This is a genomic window from Bacillus sp. FSL K6-0994 (assembly GCF_038630815.1).
Lineage (GTDB): Bacteria > Bacillota > Bacilli > Bacillales > Bacillaceae > Bacillus > Bacillus safensis.
This window is the reverse complement of sequence record NZ_CP152043.1, coordinates 1,426,544-1,448,223: the sequence shown is the minus strand read 5'-3', so window position 1 is coordinate 1,448,223 and position 21,680 is coordinate 1,426,544. Positions and strand designations below refer to the sequence as shown.

Genomic DNA, 21,680 nt, shown 5'->3' with positions numbered 1-21,680 from the left:
ACGATGTATGCACGTGTCTTTTCTCTATCATTCTCATTTCTCGATGAATGCAGGTTCAAACCAGTTCAGCTTTTGATGAAAATGAACGACATCTCCAACAACAATTAAACTTGGATGCTCGATCCCTTCTTTTTCAACGGTTTCAGACAATGTCGCCACCGTGCAGCACGTTGTCTTTTGCCTTGTTGTGGTTCCCCAGTGTATAAATGCAGCGGGTGTTTCAGGGTCCCGTCCATTTTTCAAAAGCAGGCGCTGCACTCTTTCCACGTTTTTGACACCCATGTAAATCACAAGAGTATCAATCCCTGTAGCCAGCGCCTCCCACTTTTCTTCAAAATGTTCATCCTTTTGATAGTGACCCGTGACAAAAGCAACATTTGAGCTGAATTCACGATGTGTCACAGGGATGCCCGCATAAGCAGCCGCTGCAATCCCAGAAGTAATTCCTGGGACGACCTCATACGGAATTCCGTGCTCAGCTAAGCATTCGATTTCTTCACCGCCGCGGCCAAAGACAAAGGGGTCGCCGCCTTTCAGCCGAACGACAACGTTCCCTTCCTTTGCATGAGCCACAAGCGCTTCATTGATGGCTTCCTGTCTCATTGTATGATGATTTGGCAGCTTGCCGCAATAAATCAATTCCGCCTCCGGTTTGGCATGGGCGAGAATTTCTTGATTGACAAGACGATCATATAAGATGACATCTGCCCGCTGTATCGCCTTATGGGCCTTTAATGTTATTAAATCTGGGTCACCGGGTCCAGCACCCACAATGTATACTTTCCCCATCTTGCTTTTCTCCCCCTGCCATCAGATGATTATTTCGTTGTTCCTTTTACATAATCAACAAGACGCTGTTTAGATTCCTCACGTGATAATTCCCCTGTATCTAATACGAGCTCAGGCGCAGCAGGCTCTTCATACGGTGAATCGATTCCAGTGAAAAACGGAATTTCACCGTTTCTCGCCTTTTTATATAACCCTTTTGGATCACGCTCTTCACACACGTTCAGATCACATTTGACAAATACTTCATGAAATTCCCCATCTTCGACCAACTGTCTGACAGTGTGGCGGTCTTCTTGAAATGGAGAAATAAAAGCAGTGATGACAATCGTCCCTTGCTCCACAAATAATTTTGCTACTTCTCCGATCCGGCGGATGTTTTCTTTTCTGTCATCATCTGAAAACCCTAGATCTTTATTGAGTCCGTGCCGCACGTTATCGCCGTCAAGAACTGTGACTTGGTAGCCTTGTTCAAACAGCTCTCTCGCAGCTGCATTCGCGATCGTTGATTTACCTGACCCACTTAGACCTGTAAGCCAGATAATGCCGCTCGTATGATTGTTTTTCTGCTGATATTCTTTTTTTGTAATTGATGAATCATGCCACACGATATGTTCGTTGCTCATGTCATACCCTCCCATTAAGATACCGTCGTTTTTAATCCTTCGATTAATGTTTCAATGACTTCTTTTCGGCTGAACGTGCTTGGTGGTAATTCACCGTTTCTCAGCATTGTTCGAACCTTTGTACCTGAAAGAATGACATGCTCGCTTTTGTCGTGAGGACACGTTTTTGGAGTGGCCATCGCTTCACATGTATTACAGTAGAAACTGTGTTCAAATTTTAATGGAGTAATGCCGATTTCTTCGCTTGTAAATTGATCAAATAGTTCCTGCGCCTCGTATGTGCCGTAATAGTCACCAACACCTGCATGATCTCTTCCGACAATAAAATGGGTGCAGCCATAATTTTTCCGCACTAGCGCATGAAAAATGGCTTCCTTTGGTCCAGCATAACGCATTGCAGCAGGAAAAACACCTAAAAAGACGCGGTCTTTTGGATAATAACCGTCCAATAATACTTGATAGCTTTTCATTCTTACATCTGCCGGGATGTCGTCAGATTTTGTTTCACCGACAAGCGGATTTAAAAATAAACCATCGACTGTTTCCAGTGCTGTTTTTTGAATATATTCATGAGCACGATGAACAGGGTTTCTCGTTTGGAAACCAACTATGGTTTTCCAGCCGTTATCTTTAAAATGACGTCTTGTTTCTTCTGGCTCATACGTAAATTGAGGGAATGGTTTTTCACTGCGTTTCGTCAGTGTAATTTTTCCGCCAATGTAAGTATCGCCGCGTTCAAATAATTTTTTCACGCCTGGATGATTGCGGTCATCTGTTTTATAGACATTCACCGCTTCTTTTTCTTTATCTGGTGTGTATTGATCCTCTACTTCAATGACCCCATATACAGTTCCATTGTAGGATAAGCGCACGATATCGCCTTGATGGATTTCCGCCGCCTTTTCTTTTGTTACTGGCAGTGTAATAGGAAGAGACCAAACGACACCACTTGCTAGCCGCATACTGCTTACAACTGCTTCATAATCAGCTTTTGTTAAAAACCCTTCAATTGGACTATATCCGCCAATTGCAATGAGTTCAAGGTCTGCAAAGGAAATCGCATCTAGTTCAATTTCCTTCGCAGCCGTGCTGAGATCATATTCTTCATTTACTCGATTAATTAATACGCCACCATGTGGTGTTAAACTCATTTGTTCATCTTCCTCTCAATGTTCATATTTATTAGATGTTAATAGTCGGATTTATGGTTAAATCCCGCCGCCCTGTTCATGAATAGAGCTGCTTTCATTTTTGACTGCCTTCATCAGACTCAGCGCACCAAGTGAGGCAAGCAGTACACTCATCATGATAAAGATAGAGTAATAGTCTCCTTTTAAGAAAAGGCTCACAAGCAAATACGAGAGGCTGAGTGATAAAAAAGGTGAGACCACCCATACTTTCAGCATTTTTTTCACAACATGTTTGTGAAAAATGTTAGGCCCGCCTTTTGCCATTCCAAGCCCGATGATAGACGAGGAGGTGATTTGCGTAAGTGGAACGGGCAGCCCAAAAATAGAGCTGACGATGACAAGCCCGGCACCGGTACTCGAAAGTAAAATCCCTTCGCCTGTTTGATAGCGGGTAATTTTCTTTCCGTTTGTTTCCAGCACTCTTCTGCCTAGCAAGAGGGCCCCTGCTGCGACGAAGATTCCGCCGTAAAGTGTTCCCTGCCCAACAGACAAAACGCCTGAAGCGACGAGCGGGCCGACGGCATTTGCCACATTGTTCATACCGGCTGAAAATGCCTCTAAAAATCCGCTGAGGATTAATACGACAGATAAAATAGCTGTGCCTTTTTTAGACAGCTTCCGTTTAGGGAACATTCTGATGATTTTGACGACAGCAAAGGTAAAAAGAAAGGCAAAAAGCGGGATGATGACCCAAAATGCCACAATCACTAAAATGGATTTCACAAACAATACTTTATACGCGACTGCCACACCAACCACAGCCCCTACTGTGACCTCACTTGTTGATAAAGGAATCGCCATGAGATTCGCTATGAAAAGTGATAGTGCAGCAGAACCAATGATAATACAAACGATTTCAAGTGTAATGACTGATTCTGGCATAATACCAGAGCTGATCGTTTTGACGACCTCGCCGCCGCCAATCACTGAACCTGCTAAAATCCCCACTGCACAAAAACTGAGTGCATAAATGGGCTTTTGAATGGCACCTGATCCATACGCAATGCCCATAGAAGCAGCTGCCCCGCTTGCGCCTATGTTTAAAGCAAAGAATAGACTAAATAAAATTGCGGCGATTTCCATACATTATGCTCCCTTACTCATGTAATCCGCACTCTGTCTTTGCTGTTCCTGACCATCTGCCAGAACGCAGATCATCTGCAGTAAATGCTGGCTGTGTACACGGTGCACAGCCGATACTTGGATATCCTTGGTCATGCAGCGGATTATAAGTAAGTTCCTCTCTAGATGCATATCTCCATATGTCCTTCCACGTCCAATGGATGAGCGGACATACTTTCACTGATTTGAATTTTTCATCCTTATTTAAGAAATTCGTCCCTGCTCGTTTTGGTGACTGCTCTCTTCTTAAACCGGAAAGCCATGCTGGATAACCAGAGAGAGCTTCTTGCAAAGGAATGACCTTACGCATATGGCAGCAGCTTTGAGGATTTGTTTTCCATAATTCATCACCGTGCTGCTCATTTTGCTGTTCAACCGTCAGCTCAGGCGTTTTCAATACAATGTCTAAACCCGGGTATCTTTCCTTTACCGCATCAATTGTGTCGTATGTTTCCTTAAAATGCAGACCTGTATCTAAAAAGACAATTCTCGCATCTTTTTTTACTTTTGCAATCAGATCAATCAGAACGATGCCCTCGATGCCAAAGCTGCACGCATACACGAGCTGGTCACCATAATGACCGTACGCCCATTTCAGTACAGACAGGGCTCCTTTATACAAATCATCCTCTTGAAATGTAATGGACGGCTCTTGCCAATTTTCATAAGTTAACATGATTTCTCCCCTTCCGGAGTACCGCTCATATTGCTAATTTCCGCACTACTTCAATCTAATTTTTTCGTTTTTTTCCACTTGAATCACTTGACCGTCCTGAACAATTAACGTAATTGAACCGAATTTCATATCCCCAATCAGTTCTTGCATATGCTTTACTAAGTCCTCATCCTGATTTTGTTTCACTTCCATCTCCTCTTCCTCCTCACCGTTAAAATAAAAAAACTTTCTTTCAGTCCGAAAGAAAGATGAGGAAGCTCACGATTTCCTTATCTTTCAAAATAGAATCATTTTGCAGGAAGTAGCACCTTGCGGATCGCAGGTTGCCGGGTTTCATCGGGCCAGTCCCTCCACCTCTCTGGATAAGAGTTTCAATTTGTCTTAAATATTAACACAATTCAAACAAAAGTCAACCCGACTTTATTGATAGGATTAGTTTTTATTAAAATTTGAGTCTATTTTACTATTTTCACCCAAATAAAAAAGCCGTGCGGGCAGGCACAGCTTTTGTTAACGATAGGAGGCTAAAATGCTCTTCATCCTAGTCCTTTCTCTTCTTTTCAGACCGTTTCTTCCATCCAAGATTCAGAGGACGGATCTTGTCTCCAGCGTTTTAGTTTGTTCATCGCAGACGGCTCAATCGCTTTCAGTTCAAGTGCCACGTCTGTCAATGTGTCATAGTCTGTCAGGGTGACATACGGAATATTTTTTTCTTGAAAAGCGGCTGCTGCTTTTGGCAGTCCGTATGTGAAGATTGCGGCAACTCCTAGTACCTCGCAGCCCTCAGCTTGAAGAGCAGCGACCACTTCAAGCACACTGCCTCCTGTGGAAATAAGGTCTTCGACGACGACAACCTTTTGGCCTTTCGATACGGCCCCTTCAATTTGATTTCCTTTGCCGTGTGCTTTCGGCTTACTTCTGACATAACACATCGGGATGTTCAAGCGGTCTGCTGCTAATGCCGCATGCGGAATGCCAGCTGTTGCAGTACCCGCGACAACCTCTGCCCCCTTGAAATGAGTGAGAATCAAATCTTTTAGACCTTCCGCAATGTCGTGTCTGACTTCTGGATATGATAATGTGAGGCGGTTATCACAATAGATCGGTGATTTTATACCGCTCGCCCATGTAAACGGTTCGTCTGGTTTTAATGAGACCGCTTTGATTTGTAATAGATGTTTCGCGATTTTTGATTTCATCTGGCAGTCACTCCCACTCTTTCAAAATTTGATGATAGGCTTCTATTGGTTTATCAGCTTTTGTGATTGATCTTCCGACAACAATTTGTGAAACACCTTGCTCTTTTGCATAGGCAGGTGTCGCCACACGCTTTTGGTCATCGGTTTGATCATTCGGTAAGCGAATCCCTGGCGTTACAGTGAGAAAGGATGGTGAGATATGTTCATGAAGTGCTTTAGATTCATGAACAGAGCAAACAACCCCGTCCAGCCCACTTTCATATGCTAATTGTCCGTACCGGATAACAGTCTCTTGCAGCGGACGGTCAATGAGTAATTCTTTTCTCATCATGTCTTCTGACGTACTAGTCAGCTGGGTCACTGCAATAATGCCTGGGCGGCTTTGTCCAGCAGGAGTCCCGCTTTCAAGTCCCTCTAATGCAGCCTGCATCATTCGTTTCCCGCCAGCAGCATGCACATTGACCAAATCAACGCCAAGTGCGGCAAGCCGGTTCATCGCTTTTTGCACCGTTGTTGGAATGTCATGTAATTTTAGATCGAGAAAAATGCGGCAATTTTTTTCTTTCAGCGCATCAAGGATGGCAGGTCCTTCTTGGTAAAACAGCTCCATGCCGACCTTCACAAATAATGGTGTCCCTTCAAAGGGATCTAAAAAGGCAAGCGCCTCCTGTCCTGAAGGAAAATCAAGCGCGATGATGGGCAAGTGCTTCATGTTTCCAGCTCCTTCCGATACATTCCTCTACAGATGAATAACCATATGCTGCTAACACATTTGGCAGCTCTTCAATGATTTCCGGACAAATAAATGGATTCACAAAATTGGCTGTACCGACAGCTACTGCACTTGCACCTGCTAGTAAAAATTCAAGTACATCTTCAGCACTTTGCACTCCGCCCATCCCGATAATCGGAATAGAAACCGCTTGACTCACCTCATGCACCATGCGCACAGCGACAGGTTTGACAGCTGGTCCTGATAATCCGCCTGTTTTATTGGCAAGAATGGGTTTCCCCGTTTTTAAATCTAAACGCATCCCAATTAATGTGTTAATCATGGTGAGTCCATCCGCTCCAGCAGCTTCAATCGCTTGAGCAATCTCTACAATATTGGCTACGTTAGGTGACAGCTTGACATAGACAGGTACAGAAGAGACGTCCTTGACTGCTTTTGTCAATGACGCCGCCATATTTGGATCTGTACCAAAGGCGATCCCGCCTGTTTTAACATTTGGGCAAGAAATATTCAGTTCAAGGGCATGAACATTTTTGGCTTGGCTGATTTGCTTGGCTACTTCAACATAATCTTCAACCTGTGAGCCAGCAACATTCGCAATAATAGGTGTATTAAACTGCTCGAGCCAAGGCAATTCATTTTCAAGCACGCCTTTTAGACCTGGGTTTTGAAGTCCGATTGCATTGAGCATACCAGCTCCTGTCTCGGCTACCCTTGGTGTCGGATTGCCAAATCTCGGTTCAAGGGTTGTGGCTTTGATCATGATACCGCCCAGTAATGATAGGTCATATAAGGATGCAAATTCTCTCCCAAATCCAAAGCAGCCTGATGCAGGGATAATTGGATTCTTTAAAGATAATCCCGGTAACTCAACGTTTAGCATGACAATGCCACCTCCTCTGCTTTAAAAACAGGTCCATCAAGACAGACTTTGACGTAAGGTTTGTCGAGCTGATCGGTATGACAGACACATGCAAAGCAGGCACCAATCCCGCAGCCCATTCGTTCTTCCATCGAAATGTAGACGGGCTTATCAGGATACGTGTCTTTCAGCGCTTTTAGCATAGGTGTCGGACCGCAGGAAAGCAGCACATCAAAGCTCAGGTTTTGCTCTTTTATCACATCTGTTACAAAGCCTTTAGCACCATATGTGCCATCAACAGTTGCAATAAACGTATCGCCGAGTGCTTGAAATTTCTCCTCGTAAAATACATCCTTTTTCGATTGAAAGCCGAGGACATGCTTTACGATGACTCCTTTTTTCGTTAAACGCTTGGACAGTTCATATAGAGGCGGTACGCCAATTCCGCCGCCGACTAGTAATGCCGTCTCTCCGGGCTTGACGACTGAAGGATCATACCCGTTTCCAAGCGGCCCTAATACATCGACTGATTCTCCCTCCCGCTTTTGGGAGAGGAGCTTTGTGCCCTCTCCTTCTGCGCGGTAAATGATGGTTGCTTCTTTTTGCTCGGCATGAATGTTGGCAATACTGATCGGTCTTCTCAGCAGCGGTGTCATGGATTCACTGACCTTTAGATGAAGAAATTGTCCAGCCGTTTGAAAGGCGTCCACAAGGTCACCTTTTAATGTCATTTCGTAAATATGATCAGCGATCTCTCGGTTCGAGACGACCGTCAAGTATGCTTTTTTCATATCGTTACTGTCACCTCAGCATTCGTTTTCACTTCTGGCATTTCATCCGCTCTAAATGTCATGCTCTCAAGCACTCTTAAAATGGCTTCTGCTGTGTCTAGGGACGTTAAGCAGGCCACTCCGTTTTCAACAGATTCACGTCTAATTCTAAAGCCGTCTCTTGCCGGCTGTTTTCCTTTTGTTAATGTGTTGATCACGAATTGGGCTTCCCCGTTTCGAATGACATCGAGAAGATTTTTGCCTTCTTCTCCAATTTTGCCGACCACACTTGATGGAATGGAGGCTTGTTTTAAATAATTCGCCGTTCCTTCTGTTGCTAAAATATGATAGCCGATCGAATGGAATCTTCTTGCGATCTCAAGTCCTTCTTCTTTATCCTTATCAGCCACTGTCAGAAGAACTGTTCCGTCTTTAGGAATTTGAATGCCTGATGCAATCAATCCTTTATATAAGGCTTTTTCGATCGTGACATCTTTCCCCATGACTTCACCTGTTGATTTCATTTCAGGCCCGAGTGTAATATCCACTCTTCTTAATTTTGCAAAAGAGAAGACTGGAACTTTGACGTACACCCCTTCTTGCTCTGTGTGAAGGCCTTCTTCGTAGCCATAATTTTTGAGCTTGTCTCCTAAGATGACTTTTGTCGCAAGGTTTGCCATCGGAATGCCCGTAATTTTACTTAAGAAAGGAACCGTCCGGCTTGATCTCGGGTTCACTTCAAGTACATACACTTCACCTTTTGATAGGACAAACTGAATGTTCAAAAGCCCAATAATGTTGAGTCCTTTGGCAAGCTTGATCGTGTATTCTGCGATCTTTGCTTTGATGTCCTCAGACAATGTTTGCGGCGGATAGACCGCAATCGAGTCACCAGAGTGAACTCCGGCTCTTTCAATGTGTTCCATAATGCCTGGGATTACGACAGTTTCTCCATCAGACACGGCATCTACTTCAATTTCTTTTCCTGTCAAATACTTGTCAATTAACACTGGATGCTGCGGATTGACCTTCACCGCATTCTCCATGTAGTGAAGAAGCTCGGCTTCTTGATACACAATTTCCATCGCGCGGCCGCCTAATACATAGGAAGGACGGACAAGGACTGGGTAGCCGATTTGATTGGCAATCGCTACAGCTTCAGGCACAGACGTTGCTGTTTTCCCTTTAGGCTGCGGCACGCCGAGTGTTTCTAACGTTTGTTCAAACTTGTCCCGGTTTTCTGCGCGGTCTAGGTCTTCTAGAGAAGTTCCAAGAATTTTAACCCCTCTATTTGATAATTCGTCTGCTAGGTTGATCGCCGTTTGTCCGCCGAACTGAACAACGACTCCTTCAGGCTGTTCAAGATCGATGATATGCATGACATCTTCTACAGTGAGTGGTTCAAAGTAAAGCTTATCTGAAATACTAAAGTCTGTTGAGACCGTTTCAGGGTTGTTGTTTATAATGATCGCTTCATAGCCTGCTTGTTTAATTGCCCACACTGAGTGAACAGTCGCATAATCAAATTCTACCCCTTGTCCAATTCGGATAGGACCTGAACCTAATACGATGACACTTTTCTTGTCTGTACGTTCTGATTCATTTTCATCTTCATACGTGCTGTAGAAATATGGTGTCTCTGATTCAAATTCTGCCGCACATGTATCCACCATTTTGTATACAGGTACAATGCCTGCTTCTTGTCTTAGCTTGTAGACATCCGCTTCTTTCATATTCCACTCACGGCTAATGTAGATATCTGAGAAGCCTTTTTCTTTCGCTTCTTTTAATACGGCTGTATTGCCTTTGTTTTCTTTTAATGTTTTCTCAAAGGCGATGATACCTTCCAGCTTATGAAGGAAGAAGTAATCAATTTTTGAGAATTCATGTATTTGTTCGACGGTATAGCCTCTTCTAAGCGCCTCAGCGATATAAAATAATCGTTCGTCTCCCGCTTTGATAATCCGTTTTTCAAGCACTTCATTTGTGATGTCTACTTCATCTTTTAATTCAATGTGATGCACATCGGCTTCAAGTGAACGTACAGCTTTTAGAAGAGACTCTTCTAATGTGCGGCCGATCGCCATGACTTCACCAGTTGCCTTCATTTGCGTACCAAGACGTCTGTTCGCAGATTCAAATTTATCGAACGGCCAGCGCGGGATTTTAGAAACGATATAGTCAAGTGCCGGCTCGAAGGCTGCATAGGTTTTACCTGTGACTGGGTTCATCATTTCATCAAGCGTTAAGCCGACAGCAATTTTCGCTGCCAATTTGGCAATTGGATAGCCTGTCGCTTTTGACGCAAGCGCAGATGAACGGCTCACACGCGGGTTTACCTCGATGATATAGTATTGAAAGCTGTTTGGATCAAGTGCCAGCTGTACGTTACAGCCGCCTTCAATGCCAAGTGCACGGATCAGCTTAAGCGACACATTGCGAAGCAGCTGATATTCACGGTCACTTAACGTTTGGCTTGGGGCTACAACAATACTGTCACCAGTATGGATGCCGACAGGGTCAAAGTTTTCCATGTTACAAACAACGATTGCATGGTCACCGCTGTCTCGCATGACTTCATATTCAATTTCTTTAAAGCCTGCAATGCTTTTTTCAAGTAAGCATTGTGTGACTGGGCTTAGCTTCAGACCGTTTTCAACGATTTCCTTCAGTTCTTGCTCGTTTGTACAAATTCCGCCGCCCGTTCCGCCTAATGTATAGGCTGGTCTGACGATGACAGGGAAACCGATTTGATCTGTAAACGCCATCGCTTCTTCCAGGTTATGAATGATTTCACTTTCTGGTACTGGCTCATTTAGTTCATTCATTAAATTACGGAATAAATCTCTATCCTCTGCTTTTTGGATGGCTGACAGCTTTGTACCGAGTACTTCAACGCCGCATTCAGCTAATACGCCAAGCTCTGACAATTCAACAGCAAGGTTTAATCCAGTTTGCCCGCCAAGTGTTGGCAAGATCGCATCAGGGCGTTCTTTTCGAATGATTCGTGTTAAAAATTCTGGTGTCAGTGGTTCGATGTATACCTTATCAGCCATTTCTGTATCTGTCATAATGGTCGCAGGGTTAGAGTTCACAAGAACGACTTCATAGCCCTCTTCTTTTAGCGCTAAGCAAGCCTGTGTACCTGCATAGTCAAACTCCGCTGCCTGACCGATGATGATAGGACCTGATCCGATTACTAAAATCTTTTTGATGTCTACGCGTTTTGGCATACTTCTTCCCCTTCTTTCTCAGTCGTATGAATCATTTCCATGAACTGGTCAAATAAGTAGTTTGCATCTTCTGGACCCGGTGATGCTTCTGGGTGGTACTGAACAGTGAATGCTGGTGCTTCTTTATGTTTTAATCCTTCAATCGTATTGTCGTTTAGGGCAATATGTGTGACTTCGAGCACGTCTTCGTTAATACTGCTAACCGTGTAGCCATGGTTTTGAGACGTCAGTGTCACCTTGCCAGTTGCTAGTTCTTTCACCGGATGGTTTGATCCTCTGTGGCCAAATTTCATTTTTTCTGTGCTTGCACCGCATGCTAGAGCAAATAATTGATGTCCGAGGCATATACCAAAGAGCGGCACCTTTCCAATCAATTGCTGAATCATCTCAACGGCTTCCGGTACATCCACAGGATCTCCAGGTCCGTTTGAAAGCATGATGCCATCAGGCTTTAGCTGCAGCACTTCATCTGCAGTGATGTTGTATGGCACCACAATGACGTCGCAGTCACGTTTATTGAGCTCGCGCAAAATGCCGTGCTTCATGCCGAAATCGACAAGGACAATTCTTTTTCCTCTGCCTGGGCTTGGGTACGCATTTTTCACAGATACTTGACTCACTTGATCTGTTGGCAGCTGCAATGTTTGAAGGCGGCGGACAACGTCTTCTACTTGTTCATCAGGTCCTGCAAATGCCCCTCTTAAAGTCCCTGCACTTCGAATCATTCTAGTCAGCTTCCGTGTATCGATTCCGCTCAGCCCCGGAATGTTTTTCATTTTTAAATATTCATCGAGTGAATATGAAGAGCGCCAGTTTGAGGGCTTTTCACAAAGCTCTTTCACAATCAGCCCTTTCACAAACGGTGTGATCGATTCAAAATCGTCACGGTTAATGCCATAGTTGCCGATAAGCGGGTAAGTCAGTGTGACAATTTGTCCGCAGTATGATGGATCAGATAAAATTTCTTGATAGCCCGTCATCCCTGTATTAAAGACGACTTCTCCGACTGATGGTTCTAAGCTGCCAAAGCCTGTTCCTTCGAATACTGTTCCGTTTTCTAGCACTAAGCGTCTCTTCATTTTACTAGTCTCCCCTCTTCATAAACGACTTTCCCAGATGCAAGTGTCATGACCGGCCATCCTGATACAGTCAATTTGTCAAACGGTGTATTTTGCCCTTTAGATAAGAAGCTTGTTTTATCGATTGCCATTTCTTTGTTTAAATCAATAAGTGTGATATCAGCTATGTGCCCTTCTTCAAGCTTTCCGTATGGAAGAGAAAATGCTTCTGCTGGTTTAATTGTCATATAATCAACAAGTTCTTTTAATGTCCATTCGCCTGTTTTGACAAATCGTGTATACAGAAGCGGGAACGCTGTTTCAAGTCCCACAATTCCAAACGGGGCACGCTGCATGGTTTCGTTCTTTTCTTCTTCTGTATGCGGCGCATGGTCTGTTGCGATGAAATCAATCGTTCCATCTAACAGTCCCTCGATCAATGCCTCGCGATCCTCTTTTCCTCTGAGCGGCGGGTTCATTTTATAATTTGTATCAAGACCTGGAATGTCCGTATCACACAACAGCAGGTGATGCGGTGACACCTCAGCCGTCACACGGATGCCTGCTTTTTTTGCATCGCGTACGACCCGCACAGATTCTTTCGTACTGATATGACATACATGATAATGACAGTTCGCTGCTTCTGCTAAAAGAACATCTCTTGCAATATGCACCGATTCACAAATGGACGGTATTCCGTTTAACCCATTTGCTTTTGAAAATTCTCCTTCATGAACGCACCCGCCGTAAATGAGCGAGTTATCTTCACAGTGCGCCACAATCGCTTGATCAAGACTTGCTGCCTGTTTCATCGCTTCGTACATCATGCCTGCTGTTTGGATGCCGACACCGTCATCTGTAAAAGCAAAGGCGCCTGCTTCTTTTAGTGCTGCAAAATCCGTCATTTCTTCCCCAATTTGTCTCGTTGTGATGGAGGCGTATGGCAGCACTCTCACAGATGAGGTCTCTTCGATTCGATTCATCAGCCATTCCATTTGCTCTTTTGTATCTGGAACCGGCCTTGTATTCGGCATCGCTGCAATCGTCGTATATCCGCCTCTTGCGGCTGCTTTAGAGCCTGTTTCAATCGTTTCCTTTTTCTCTCCGCCCGGCTCTCTTAAATGCACATGCAGATCGATCAAGCCCGGTGACACAAATAGCCCTGCTGCATCAATAACCTCTTCTCCGTCTTCTCTTTCTAGGTGACCAATCGCTTGAATCACTTTTCCTTTTACCCTAATATCCTGCTGCACTCTTTCACCTGTGCTTGTTAAGATAAACCCGTTTTTAATGAGATATGACATAGACAGAATCTCTCCCTTTTTGATGTAGTGTGCTATTTTGAAAAGCTCTTTTTAATACAGCCATTCGGATATAAACACCATTTTCCATTTGTTTGAAAATCCTTGACTGCTTGGACTCTACTAATGAATCATCTATTTCAACACCTCTGTTTACTGGTGCTGGATGCATAATAATTGCGCGTTCTTTCATTTTGTTTGCTCTGTCTACTGTTAATCCATAAGTTGATAAGTAATCTTCGCTGCCCATTTTTTCAGCGTGCCGTTCATGCTGGATTCTAAGCAGCATCACCACATCAGATTGTGCGATGGCTTCATCTACTTGGACATACGTTCCGTGAGGGTTTTGTTCATCCTGGAAGGAGGCAGGTCCTGAAAAGAGGACTGTCGCTCCCAGCCTTGAGAGAACCTCAGCATTTGATCTTGCCACCCTGCTATGTTTGATGTCTCCATGAATCGAAATCGTTAAGCCTTCAAAGCCGCCAAACTCTTCAAAGATGGTCATGAGGTCAAGCAGTGATTGGGTTGGATGCTGTCCGCAGCCATCTCCTGCATTGATGATGGGAATTCCAACCTTCCCGATCAGCTCGTTATAATATTCATCAGTGCTGTCTCTGATCACACATGCCTTTACTCCGATCGATTCGAGTGTTTTTACCGTATCGTAAAGTGTTTCGCCTTTTTGAACGGAGGTGCTTGCCGCATCTAAGCTCAGGACATTCATCCCAAGTTTCTTCTCGGCTACTTCGAAGCTAAAACGTGTTCTTGTGCTTGGTTCAAAGAAGAGGTTTGCCACAAATTCTCCGGCTAATCCATGTTCTTGTTTCCCCTTTTTGAGTGCAGCTGCTTCTTCAATCAGCTGTAAAATCTCTTCTTTTGATAAGCTGCTCATTGTCGATAAATCATTCATTTTTTCTTCCCCCTCTAGTTTTTCATCACTTTCAGGTTCAAAAAAACCCTAAGCCTCGGCAGCTTAGGGTTCTCCAAAAGAAGCAGCGGCACTTTCGTGCATTCTGCTCCATTTAGAACCCTTGTCAGCCTCACTGGACTTCTTTTAAAAGGTTTTCTGTATTTGATTCATTTGAGTTGTCATCTTCTGCTTTTTGATGCGGCAGGATCAGATTTAACAGGACACCCGTAATCGCAGCAAGTGCCATTCCAGATAGGGTGAGATTGATTTGTTTCACCTCAATGAAGGCCCCGCCAATCCCAATGACTAGGATGACTGATGCGATAATGAGATTACGCTTTTCTTCAAAATTCACCTTATGATCAATCAGAATCCTCAGGCCGCTTGAAGCAATGATTCCAAAGAGCAGGAACGAAACGCCTCCCATCACCGCGGACGGCACTGTACTGATTAATGCTGAAATTTTTCCTACAAAACCGAAGCAGATCGCAAACACGGCTGCTCCGCCGATGACGAAGATACTGAACACTCTTGTGATGGCTAGTACGCCAATGTTCTCTCCATAAGTTGTTGTTGGCGGTCCGCCAATAAGTGAAGCGAAGATCGTCGCCGCACTGTCTCCTAAAATGGAACGGTGAAGACCTGGTTTTTTAATAAAATCTTGTCCTACGACCTTACTTAACACCACTTGGTGGCCGATATGCTCAGACATTGTGACAAAGGCAACCGGCACCATCACTGTGAGAATGCTTAATGTCACAGCAGGTGTATAGTCGACAAATGGCACGACGAAGTCTGGTACAGCAAACCATTTTGCGTCAATGACCGGCTGGAAGTTCACGATGCCTTGTGTTAAGGCAAAGAGATAGCCGCTGATGATGCCGATTAATACTGGGATTAAGCTAAGGAATCCTCTTAGGAAAATCATACTAATAATGGTCACAGCCAGTGTGAAGCCAGCAACCATTAAGTGCTTGAGGCTGTAAACTAGCTCGGTGGCATTCGGATCAACATACATCGCCATGTTGACTGCTGTTCCAGCGAGTCCGAGTCCGATGACCATAATGACTGGTCCTACGACAACCGGCGGCAGAAGCTTCATCAGCCAGCCTGTGCCGAGCCATTTAATGAACAGGGCGATGAGTGCATAAGCGACACCCGCCATGAAGGCGCCAACCATTGCGGCTCCAGGGCCGCCCGTTGCTTTAACATTCAGTATGGGGGCGATGAAGGCAAAGGACGATCCAAGATACGCCGGAATTTGTCCTCTTGTGATAATTAAGTAAACAATCGTTCCCACACCGCTTGAGATGAGCGCGACGGCTGGACTCATATCAATGATTTTTGGTACAAGAATGGTCGCACCAAACATCGCAAACAAATGCTGAAGGCTAAGTGACAGCCATGTGAATGGTTTTGGGATATCTCGAATGCCTAAATTGGCTTTTTGCTGACTCATGATTTTCCTCCTAGATGTGTCCTTTTTCATTAAAAAAGCCTCTTTGCGAGTATGCGCAAAGAGGCCTAGAAAAACCAGACACGTCATGTTAGCCGTGTGCTCGGTGTCTCTGTTATTGCCCTCTTTGCAAACTCTCTGGAATGCATTTAAAAAGGTTATTTTTCATATATAGCGACAAGGTCGTTTTGATCTACTTCATTGAGCTGAACCATGACTGTCTCTGCTTTTGAAGTCGGAATGTTTTTCCCGATATAATCCGCTCGAATCGGCAGCTCCCGGTGTCCCCGGTCAACGAGCACAGCCAGCTGAATGGAAGATGGTCTTCCTACATCCACAAGGGCATCCATAGCGGCTCTGACGGTTCTGCCTGTAAACAGGACATCGTCAACAACAATAAGTGTTTTGTCATTAATGTCAGCTGGTATGTCTGCACCCTTTACAAGCGGGTCTTGGTTGTCTGTCTTTTTTGTCAGGTCATCACGGTATAGCGTAATATCAAGTTCACCTACAGTGACTGGATTCCCTTCAATTTGCTCGATGCGCTCTGCAAGGCGCTTTGCAAGATGTATGCCTCTTGTCTTGATCCCGGCAAGGATGACATCCTTCATCCCTTTGTTGCGCTCAATCATTTCATGTGCAATTCGGGTAAGCGCTCGTCTGATCGCTTGTTCATCAAGAATGACTGCTTTTTGTTCCATCTTTTACACCTCTTTTTGACAAATAAAAAGCCCCTTCTGCAAAGGGCAGAGAGGGGCGTTCATTTGTGCATATGCGTGCACAAATTGATCCGTTATCCTTCTCAGCCTCTCTGGACTGTTTTAAAGAATCTCAATTTCTTTGTTTATTATTTCAGAAAAAGCACGGCCTGTCAATCGTTATTTCTTAATGAATCGATAAAAGCCTGCATATCAGCTGGAATTGGTGCTGTAAACTCGATATATTCTCCTGTTCTAGGATGATCAAATCCTAAAACACCTGCATGCAGCAGCTGTCCATTAAAATCGACTGTTTTTCTCGGCCCATATTTCGGATCTCCTGCAAGAGGGTAGCCGATATATTTCATATGAACACGAATTTGGTGTGTTCTTCCTGTTTCAAGACGGCATTCGACAACCGTGAAGTCTTTAAAGCGTTCAATCACATCAAAATGAGTAACGGCTTGTTTTGCATTTTCTTTTGTGACCGTCATGCTTTGGCGGTCTTTTTTGTCTCTGCCAATTGGTGCATCAATTGTTCCTGTATCATGCTGGATAATACCGTGGACAACAGCCGTATACTTTCTTGTAACAGTTTTAGCCACCAGCTGATTGACGAGTGACTCATGTGCCATATCGTTTTTCGCGACCATTAACAGCCCAGACGTATCTTTATCAATTCGGTGGACAATTCCAGGACGCATCACACCGTTAATCCCTGATAAGTCTTTGCAATGTGCCATCAGTCCATTTACAAGTGTTCCTGACACATGACCCGGCGCTGGATGAACGACCATTCCTCGTGGTTTATTTACGACTAACACATCTGCATCCTCATAATAAATATCAAGATCCATTGGTTCTGCTTCTACATCTAGCGCTTCCGGATCTGGAATCTCCACTTTGATTTGATCCCCAGCTTGTACTTTGTAATTGGCCTTTACTTGTTTCCCGTTTACTTCGATCAGCCCATCTTTTACCCATTGCTGGACTTGGGTTCTTGACCATTCTGGTTCTGTCGTGCTTAGAAATTTATCTAGCCGTTCACTCGTTTGTTCTTCTGAAACGGCAATATTTACTTGATTCATGTAGTTGACTCCTTATTTTTCTTTCCATCTAACAGCATTTGAATGAAGAGCAGAATAACCCCTACACAGAGAGAAGAATCTGCAATATTAAAGATTGGGTAGTGATAATCCCCAAATACGAAATGAGCAAAATCAACCACTTCCTGACGGAAAATACGGTCAATAAAGTTGCCGATCGCTCCGCCAAGCATTAAGGCCAGCGCTACTCCCAGCAGCTTGTCCTTTTGTCCATGTTTTTGTAAGTAATAAACAATTCCCGCAATAACAACGAGTGTGATCACATAGAAAAACCACATTTGCCCTTGGAGAATTCCCCATGCGGCTCCTGAATTTCGGTGAGACGTGATATAAAAGAATCCATCAATGACTGGAACAGAATCACCGAGCATCATATTTTTGACAATGAGCCATTTTGTTAATTGGTCTAAACAAATGATAACGAATGCGATTATGTAATAGAACACACACGTTCCTCCATCTTCATACTTTGATCTTTAAGCATTTTATCAAGAAAACAGGAAGGAGTAAAGAAACTTTAGTTGACAGACAAAAACCTCCCTACATGTGGAAGGCTTCAAAATGAGAATCATTCGATTCGTAAGGATAAGGAGTGAATGCTTTTTTCTCGTATTGCTTATGATATAAAAAGTCGTCAGCCGTGCGGGCGGTAGGAAGAATGCTCATTTGTTCAAGCGGAATCACATCTCCTGTTGCCTCACATATGCCATAGGTTCCTTGTTCAATTTTTGCAATAGCGAGAGACACATCTTGCAGCTCTTCTTTGATGTGATAAAGAAGCGTGGTCGTTTTGACCTCATTCAATGTGACATGCTCAGCGGGTGAACGAAATGATGCGTATTCAAACAGTTTAGATTGCAGCTCTTCTTTCATTTGAAGGAGTTCCGTGTAAATCGTCTCTAGATCGCCATTCATGTCGCTATTTCAACTCCTGCCCTGTCGTGATAATCATATTGTTGCCCCGACTGGTCACTTTAAAGCCATAAGATTTTTCCTTTCGTTCTAAACGCTGTCATTTTCTCATAAAAGAAAACGCCCCGCATATGACGGGGCGCCAGCTTGTGATATCGCACTGTTAATTCTGGTAATATTTCTCCACGATTTCAGCATTTTTCAGCGACAATGTTGGGTATTTCGGATTTGCTCCAACGTCTTTTGAAATAATGCGGGAACGCTCGCACAGTTCTCCTTCTGCTTTTTGAACCACAATTCGTCCTGATGTATATTCAGGCGCTGATGTATCTGCATGCTGCTCATCTTCTACCGTTAATTCAGAGATGATAAAGAGCTGCTTCACATCTTCTTTAATGGATGCAAGAAGGTTTTTCACTTCATCTGTCGCATAAAGCGTCACACTTGCTTCAAGTGAACGTCCGATGACTTTCTCGTTACGCGCAATCTCCAGCGCTTTTAGCACATCGTCACGTACCTCCATAAAGCGGTCAAACTTCGCTTCTGTCGCTTCAGCTTGAGGAACTAGCACACCTTCTGGCATATCTGTTAACTGAACACTTGGCTCTTCAACAAAGCTTAAGTGGCTCCATAACTCATCTGCGGTATGCGGAAGAATTGGTGCAGTCAGCTTCACTAATGCCATTAATGTTTCGTAGAAGACCGTCTGCATGCTGCGGCGGTCTGGATGATCGGCATGCTCAATGTAGACGACATCCTTTGCAAAATCGAGATAGAAAGAGCTGAGCTCAATCGTACAGAAATTGTGAATCGCATGATAGACGACCGCAAATTCGTAATCATCATAGGCTTTTTTCACTTTATCAATCAATTTGTTTAATTTGATCATGATGTATTGATCCACTTCGCGAAGCTCTTCTACTGGCACGGCATTAACTGCTGGGTCAAAGTCAAATAAGTTTCCATGCAGGAAGCGGAAGGTGTTACGGATTTTACGATAGACTTCTGCTACTTGTTTCAAAATATCATCAGACACTGGATGATCGGCTTGATAGTTGACAGAAGATACCCAAAGTCTAAGAATTTCTGCACCAAGCTGCTTCGCGACCTTCGTTGGATCAATCGTATTGCCTAATGATTTACTCATCTTACGTCCTTCTTTATCAAGCGTAAAGCCGTGGCTTAGGACCCCTTTATATGGTGCTTTTCCAGTAACAGCAACTGCTGTTGATAAAGAGGAGTTAAACCAGCCGCGATATTGATCAGAGCCTTCAAGATAAAGATCTGCCGGACGGACTAGGTCATCTCTTTCTTCTAAAACAGCTTGGTGAGAAGAACCGGAATCAAACCATACATCCATGATGTCCTGCTCTTTTGTGAATTCACCATTCGGGCTGCCTGGATGTGTAAAGCCTTCTGGCAATAGCTCTTTTGCTTCTTTTTCAAACCAAATATTCGAGCCATGCTCTCTAAATAATTGAGATACATGCTGAATGGTTTCGTCCGTGATGATCGGCTCACCATTTTCCGCATAAAAGACTGGAATTGGAACGCCCCATACACGCTGTCTTGAAATACACCAGTCACCTCTGTCACGCACCATATTGAACAGGCGTGTTTCTCCCCATGCTGGAACCCATTTTGTTTCTTTAATATTGTCTAATAACGCTTCTCTAAAATCTTTAATGGATGCAAACCACTGAGCTGTCGCACGATAAATCGTTGGTTTTTTCGTTCTCCAGTCATGCGGGTAGGAGTGCGTGATAAAGTCGAGCTTTTTCAGCGCACCTTTTGCTTCAAGCTGTTCTGTGATGGCTTTATTGGCATCCTCGTAGAATAGTCCTTCAAAACCAGGCGCCTCATCTGTCATCACACCTTTTTCATCTACTGGACAGAGCACATCAAGACCGTATTTCATACCGACAATAAAGTCATCTTCCCCGTGGCCTGGTGCTGTGTGAACACAGCCAGTTCCCGCATCAGTTGTCACGTGGTCGCCAAGCATCACAAGGGAATCTCTACCATAAATCGGATGCTCTGCAACGACGTTATCTAATTCTTTTCCTTTTAATGTTTTCACGACTTCATACTCTTCAAAGCCAAGCGTTTTTGCCACTTGTTCAACGAGCTCAGATGCGACAACATATCGCTCAGCACCTACTTGAAGAACACTGTACTCTAAGTTTGGATGAACACAAATGCCAAGGTTTGCAGGAAGCGTCCAAGGTGTTGTTGTCCAGATAATGAATTGTTCGCCGTTTTCAAGAACGCCTTTGCCATCTTTTACTTTAAACGAAACGTAAATCGATGGTGAACGTTTGTCTTTATATTCAATTTCCGCTTCAGCGAGGGCTGATTCACTTGAAGGAGACCAGTTAACAGGCTTTAATCCTTTATAGATATAGCCTCTCTTCGCCATTTCACCAAAGACAAGAATTTGCTGCGCTTCGTATTCAGGCTTTAATGTGACATATGGATTGTCCCAGTCTGCTCTGACGCCTAATCGCTTAAACTGGCTGCGCTGACCTTCAATTTGCTTCCAAGCATACTCCTCGCATAGTTTGCGGAATTCTGCTGTAGACATTTCTTTGCGTTTTACTTTTTTATTTTTAGTGAGAGCTGTTTCAATTGGCAACCCGTGTGTATCCCAGCCCGGTACGTACGGTGCATGGTACCCGTTCATTGATTTAAAACGGACGATAAAATCTTTTAGGATTTTATTGAGTGCATGCCCCATATGAATGTCACCATTCGCATATGGAGGTCCATCATGCAAAATAAACGTCGGGCGTCCTTTAGTCCGCTCTAAAACCATTTGATAGATGTCTTTCTCTGCCCATTCCTCTTGGATTTCAGGCTCTTTGTTCGGCAAGTTCCCTCTCATCGGGAATTCTGTTTTCGGCATTAATAAGGTGTCTTTGTAGTTCATACCCATTCCTCCACATGCAAATTCTGATTAAAAAACAATAAAAAAAGCCCTCTCATCCCATAAGGGACGAGAAGGCTTGTCTCGCGGTACCACCCTTTTAGACAAGCGATATG

Annotated in this window: 20 protein-coding genes and 1 riboswitch; all 20 genes read right to left on the bottom strand. The window is 44.0% G+C overall.

Translation table 11 applies throughout. The features are described from left to right. Positions 1-33: 33 nt before the first annotated feature. The 20 genes from cobA to ileS all read right to left on the bottom strand — a co-directional run bounded on the left by cobA (position 34) and on the right by ileS (position 21,567). Complete coding sequence (cobA, locus tag MHB69_RS07410; RefSeq protein ID WP_024426949.1) at positions 34-789, bottom strand: uroporphyrinogen-III C-methyltransferase; 756 nt, start codon at positions 787-789, stop codon at positions 34-36. Between the two features lie 29 nt (positions 790-818). Continuing rightward, positions 819-1,412: an adenylyl-sulfate kinase gene (gene cysC, locus MHB69_RS07405; RefSeq protein ID WP_034281722.1), complete on the bottom strand. Its 594-nt coding sequence runs from the start codon at positions 1,410-1,412 to the stop codon at positions 819-821. Between the two features lie 14 nt (positions 1,413-1,426). After that, positions 1,427-2,563, bottom strand: coding sequence for a sulfate adenylyltransferase (sat, locus tag MHB69_RS07400; protein WP_024426947.1), 1,137 nt, complete (start codon positions 2,561-2,563; stop codon positions 1,427-1,429). 57 nt (positions 2,564-2,620) lie between these two features. Then, positions 2,621-3,685, bottom strand: a complete 1,065-nt coding sequence (locus MHB69_RS07395) for an inorganic phosphate transporter (RefSeq protein WP_034281721.1) — start codon at positions 3,683-3,685, stop codon at positions 2,621-2,623. Positions 3,686-3,698: 13 nt separating this feature from the next. Further along, complete coding sequence (locus tag MHB69_RS07390) at positions 3,699-4,400, bottom strand: phosphoadenylyl-sulfate reductase (RefSeq protein WP_024426945.1); 702 nt, start codon at positions 4,398-4,400, stop codon at positions 3,699-3,701. Between the two features lie 45 nt (positions 4,401-4,445). After that, the gene (locus tag MHB69_RS07385; protein WP_073205135.1) at positions 4,446-4,592 is read right to left on the bottom strand and encodes a YezD family protein; all 147 of its coding nucleotides are present in this window, start codon (positions 4,590-4,592) and stop codon (positions 4,446-4,448) included. A 74-nt stretch (positions 4,593-4,666) separates the two neighbouring features. Continuing rightward, positions 4,667-4,769: riboswitch (SAM riboswitch) on the bottom strand. A gap of 191 nt (positions 4,770-4,960) precedes the next feature. Then, entirely contained in the window at positions 4,961-5,599 is a 639-nt protein-coding gene (pyrE, locus tag MHB69_RS07380; RefSeq protein WP_024424225.1) for an orotate phosphoribosyltransferase, read from the bottom strand. Positions 5,600-5,606: 7 nt separating this feature from the next. Then, positions 5,607-6,311, bottom strand: coding sequence for an orotidine-5'-phosphate decarboxylase (pyrF, locus tag MHB69_RS07375; RefSeq protein ID WP_342496121.1), 705 nt, complete (start codon positions 6,309-6,311; stop codon positions 5,607-5,609). After that, complete coding sequence (locus tag MHB69_RS07370) at positions 6,283-7,215, bottom strand: dihydroorotate dehydrogenase (RefSeq protein ID WP_342496120.1); 933 nt, start codon at positions 7,213-7,215, stop codon at positions 6,283-6,285. Before MHB69_RS07370 ends, pyrF begins: the two co-directional genes overlap by 29 nt. Beyond that, entirely contained in the window at positions 7,209-7,985 is a 777-nt protein-coding gene (locus MHB69_RS07365; RefSeq protein WP_326483453.1) for a dihydroorotate dehydrogenase electron transfer subunit, read from the bottom strand. The genes MHB69_RS07370 and MHB69_RS07365 overlap by 7 nt, the downstream gene beginning before the upstream one ends. Then, positions 7,982-11,197 carry a carbamoyl-phosphate synthase (glutamine-hydrolyzing) large subunit gene (gene carB / locus MHB69_RS07360; protein ID WP_342496119.1) on the bottom strand — a complete coding sequence of 1,072 codons (3,216 nt, stop codon included), beginning with the start codon at positions 11,195-11,197 and terminating at the stop codon, positions 7,982-7,984. The genes MHB69_RS07365 and carB overlap by 4 nt, the downstream gene beginning before the upstream one ends. Then, positions 11,182-12,276 carry a carbamoyl phosphate synthase small subunit gene (locus MHB69_RS07355; RefSeq protein WP_024424230.1) on the bottom strand — a complete coding sequence of 365 codons (1,095 nt, stop codon included), beginning with the start codon at positions 12,274-12,276 and terminating at the stop codon, positions 11,182-11,184. The genes carB and MHB69_RS07355 overlap by 16 nt, the downstream gene beginning before the upstream one ends. Then, positions 12,273-13,559: a dihydroorotase gene (locus MHB69_RS07350; protein WP_024424231.1), complete on the bottom strand. Its 1,287-nt coding sequence runs from the start codon at positions 13,557-13,559 to the stop codon at positions 12,273-12,275. The genes MHB69_RS07355 and MHB69_RS07350 overlap by 4 nt, the downstream gene beginning before the upstream one ends. Beyond that, a complete protein-coding gene (locus MHB69_RS07345) occupies positions 13,543-14,466 on the bottom strand; it encodes an aspartate carbamoyltransferase catalytic subunit (protein WP_024424232.1) in 924 nt (307 codons plus the stop codon). The genes MHB69_RS07350 and MHB69_RS07345 overlap by 17 nt, the downstream gene beginning before the upstream one ends. Before the next feature lie 130 nt (positions 14,467-14,596). Then, entirely contained in the window at positions 14,597-15,925 is a 1,329-nt protein-coding gene (locus MHB69_RS07340; RefSeq protein WP_025092549.1) for a solute carrier family 23 protein, read from the bottom strand. A gap of 155 nt (positions 15,926-16,080) precedes the next feature. Beyond that, positions 16,081-16,623: a bifunctional pyr operon transcriptional regulator/uracil phosphoribosyltransferase PyrR gene (pyrR, locus tag MHB69_RS07335; protein WP_024424234.1), complete on the bottom strand. Its 543-nt coding sequence runs from the start codon at positions 16,621-16,623 to the stop codon at positions 16,081-16,083. 170 nt (positions 16,624-16,793) lie between these two features. After that, positions 16,794-17,708: an RluA family pseudouridine synthase gene (locus tag MHB69_RS07330; RefSeq protein WP_024426940.1), complete on the bottom strand. Its 915-nt coding sequence runs from the start codon at positions 17,706-17,708 to the stop codon at positions 16,794-16,796. Next, on the bottom strand, positions 17,705-18,172 hold the full coding sequence (gene lspA, locus MHB69_RS07325) for a signal peptidase II (protein ID WP_024424236.1): 468 nt from the start codon (positions 18,170-18,172) through the stop codon (positions 17,705-17,707). Before lspA ends, MHB69_RS07330 begins: the two co-directional genes overlap by 4 nt. Before the next feature lie 94 nt (positions 18,173-18,266). Further along, on the bottom strand, positions 18,267-18,641 hold the full coding sequence (locus MHB69_RS07320; RefSeq protein WP_024424237.1) for a hypothetical protein: 375 nt from the start codon (positions 18,639-18,641) through the stop codon (positions 18,267-18,269). Between the two features lie 160 nt (positions 18,642-18,801). Then, a complete protein-coding gene (ileS, locus tag MHB69_RS07315; protein WP_342496118.1) occupies positions 18,802-21,567 on the bottom strand; it encodes an isoleucine--tRNA ligase in 2,766 nt (921 codons plus the stop codon). Positions 21,568-21,680: the final 113 nt, after the last annotated feature.

Excerpts from the sequence above, each read along its gene's own strand:
- sat (WP_024426947.1), bottom strand. The coding sequence starts at position 2,563 with ATGAGTTTAACACCACATGGTGGCGTATTAATTAATCGAGTAAATGAA.
- MHB69_RS07355 (WP_024424230.1), bottom strand. The coding sequence starts at position 12,276 with ATGAAGAGACGCTTAGTGCTAGAAAACGGAACAGTATTCGAAGGAACA.
- MHB69_RS07365 (WP_326483453.1), bottom strand. The coding sequence starts at position 7,985 with ATGAAAAAAGCATACTTGACGGTCGTCTCGAACCGAGAGATCGCTGAT.
- MHB69_RS07390 (WP_024426945.1), bottom strand. The coding sequence starts at position 4,400 with ATGTTAACTTATGAAAATTGGCAAGAGCCGTCCATTACATTTCAAGAG.
- carB (WP_342496119.1), bottom strand. The coding sequence starts at position 11,197 with ATGCCAAAACGCGTAGACATCAAAAAGATTTTAGTAATCGGATCAGGT.
- MHB69_RS07330 (WP_024426940.1), bottom strand. The coding sequence starts at position 17,708 with ATGAATCAAGTAAATATTGCCGTTTCAGAAGAACAAACGAGTGAACGG.
- pyrF (WP_342496121.1), bottom strand. The coding sequence starts at position 6,311 with ATGAAGCACTTGCCCATCATCGCGCTTGATTTTCCTTCAGGACAGGAG.
- ileS (WP_342496118.1), bottom strand. The coding sequence starts at position 21,567 with ATGAACTACAAAGACACCTTATTAATGCCGAAAACAGAATTCCCGATG.
- MHB69_RS07350 (WP_024424231.1), bottom strand. The coding sequence starts at position 13,559 with ATGTCATATCTCATTAAAAACGGGTTTATCTTAACAAGCACAGGTGAA.
- MHB69_RS07340 (WP_025092549.1), bottom strand. The coding sequence starts at position 15,925 with ATGAGTCAGCAAAAAGCCAATTTAGGCATTCGAGATATCCCAAAACCA.
- MHB69_RS07320 (WP_024424237.1), bottom strand. The coding sequence starts at position 18,641 with ATGAATGGCGATCTAGAGACGATTTACACGGAACTCCTTCAAATGAAA.
- MHB69_RS07385 (WP_073205135.1), bottom strand. The coding sequence starts at position 4,592 with ATGGAAGTGAAACAAAATCAGGATGAGGACTTAGTAAAGCATATGCAA.
- MHB69_RS07370 (WP_342496120.1), bottom strand. The coding sequence starts at position 7,215 with ATGCTAAACGTTGAGTTACCGGGATTATCTTTAAAGAATCCAATTATC.
- cysC (WP_034281722.1), bottom strand. The coding sequence starts at position 1,412 with ATGAGCAACGAACATATCGTGTGGCATGATTCATCAATTACAAAAAAA.
- MHB69_RS07395 (WP_034281721.1), bottom strand. The coding sequence starts at position 3,685 with ATGGAAATCGCCGCAATTTTATTTAGTCTATTCTTTGCTTTAAACATA.
- pyrR (WP_024424234.1), bottom strand. The coding sequence starts at position 16,623 with ATGGAACAAAAAGCAGTCATTCTTGATGAACAAGCGATCAGACGAGCG.
- MHB69_RS07345 (WP_024424232.1), bottom strand. The coding sequence starts at position 14,466 with ATGAATGATTTATCGACAATGAGCAGCTTATCAAAAGAAGAGATTTTA.
- pyrE (WP_024424225.1), bottom strand. The coding sequence starts at position 5,599 with ATGAAATCAAAAATCGCGAAACATCTATTACAAATCAAAGCGGTCTCA.
- cobA (WP_024426949.1), bottom strand. The coding sequence starts at position 789 with ATGGGGAAAGTATACATTGTGGGTGCTGGACCCGGTGACCCAGATTTA.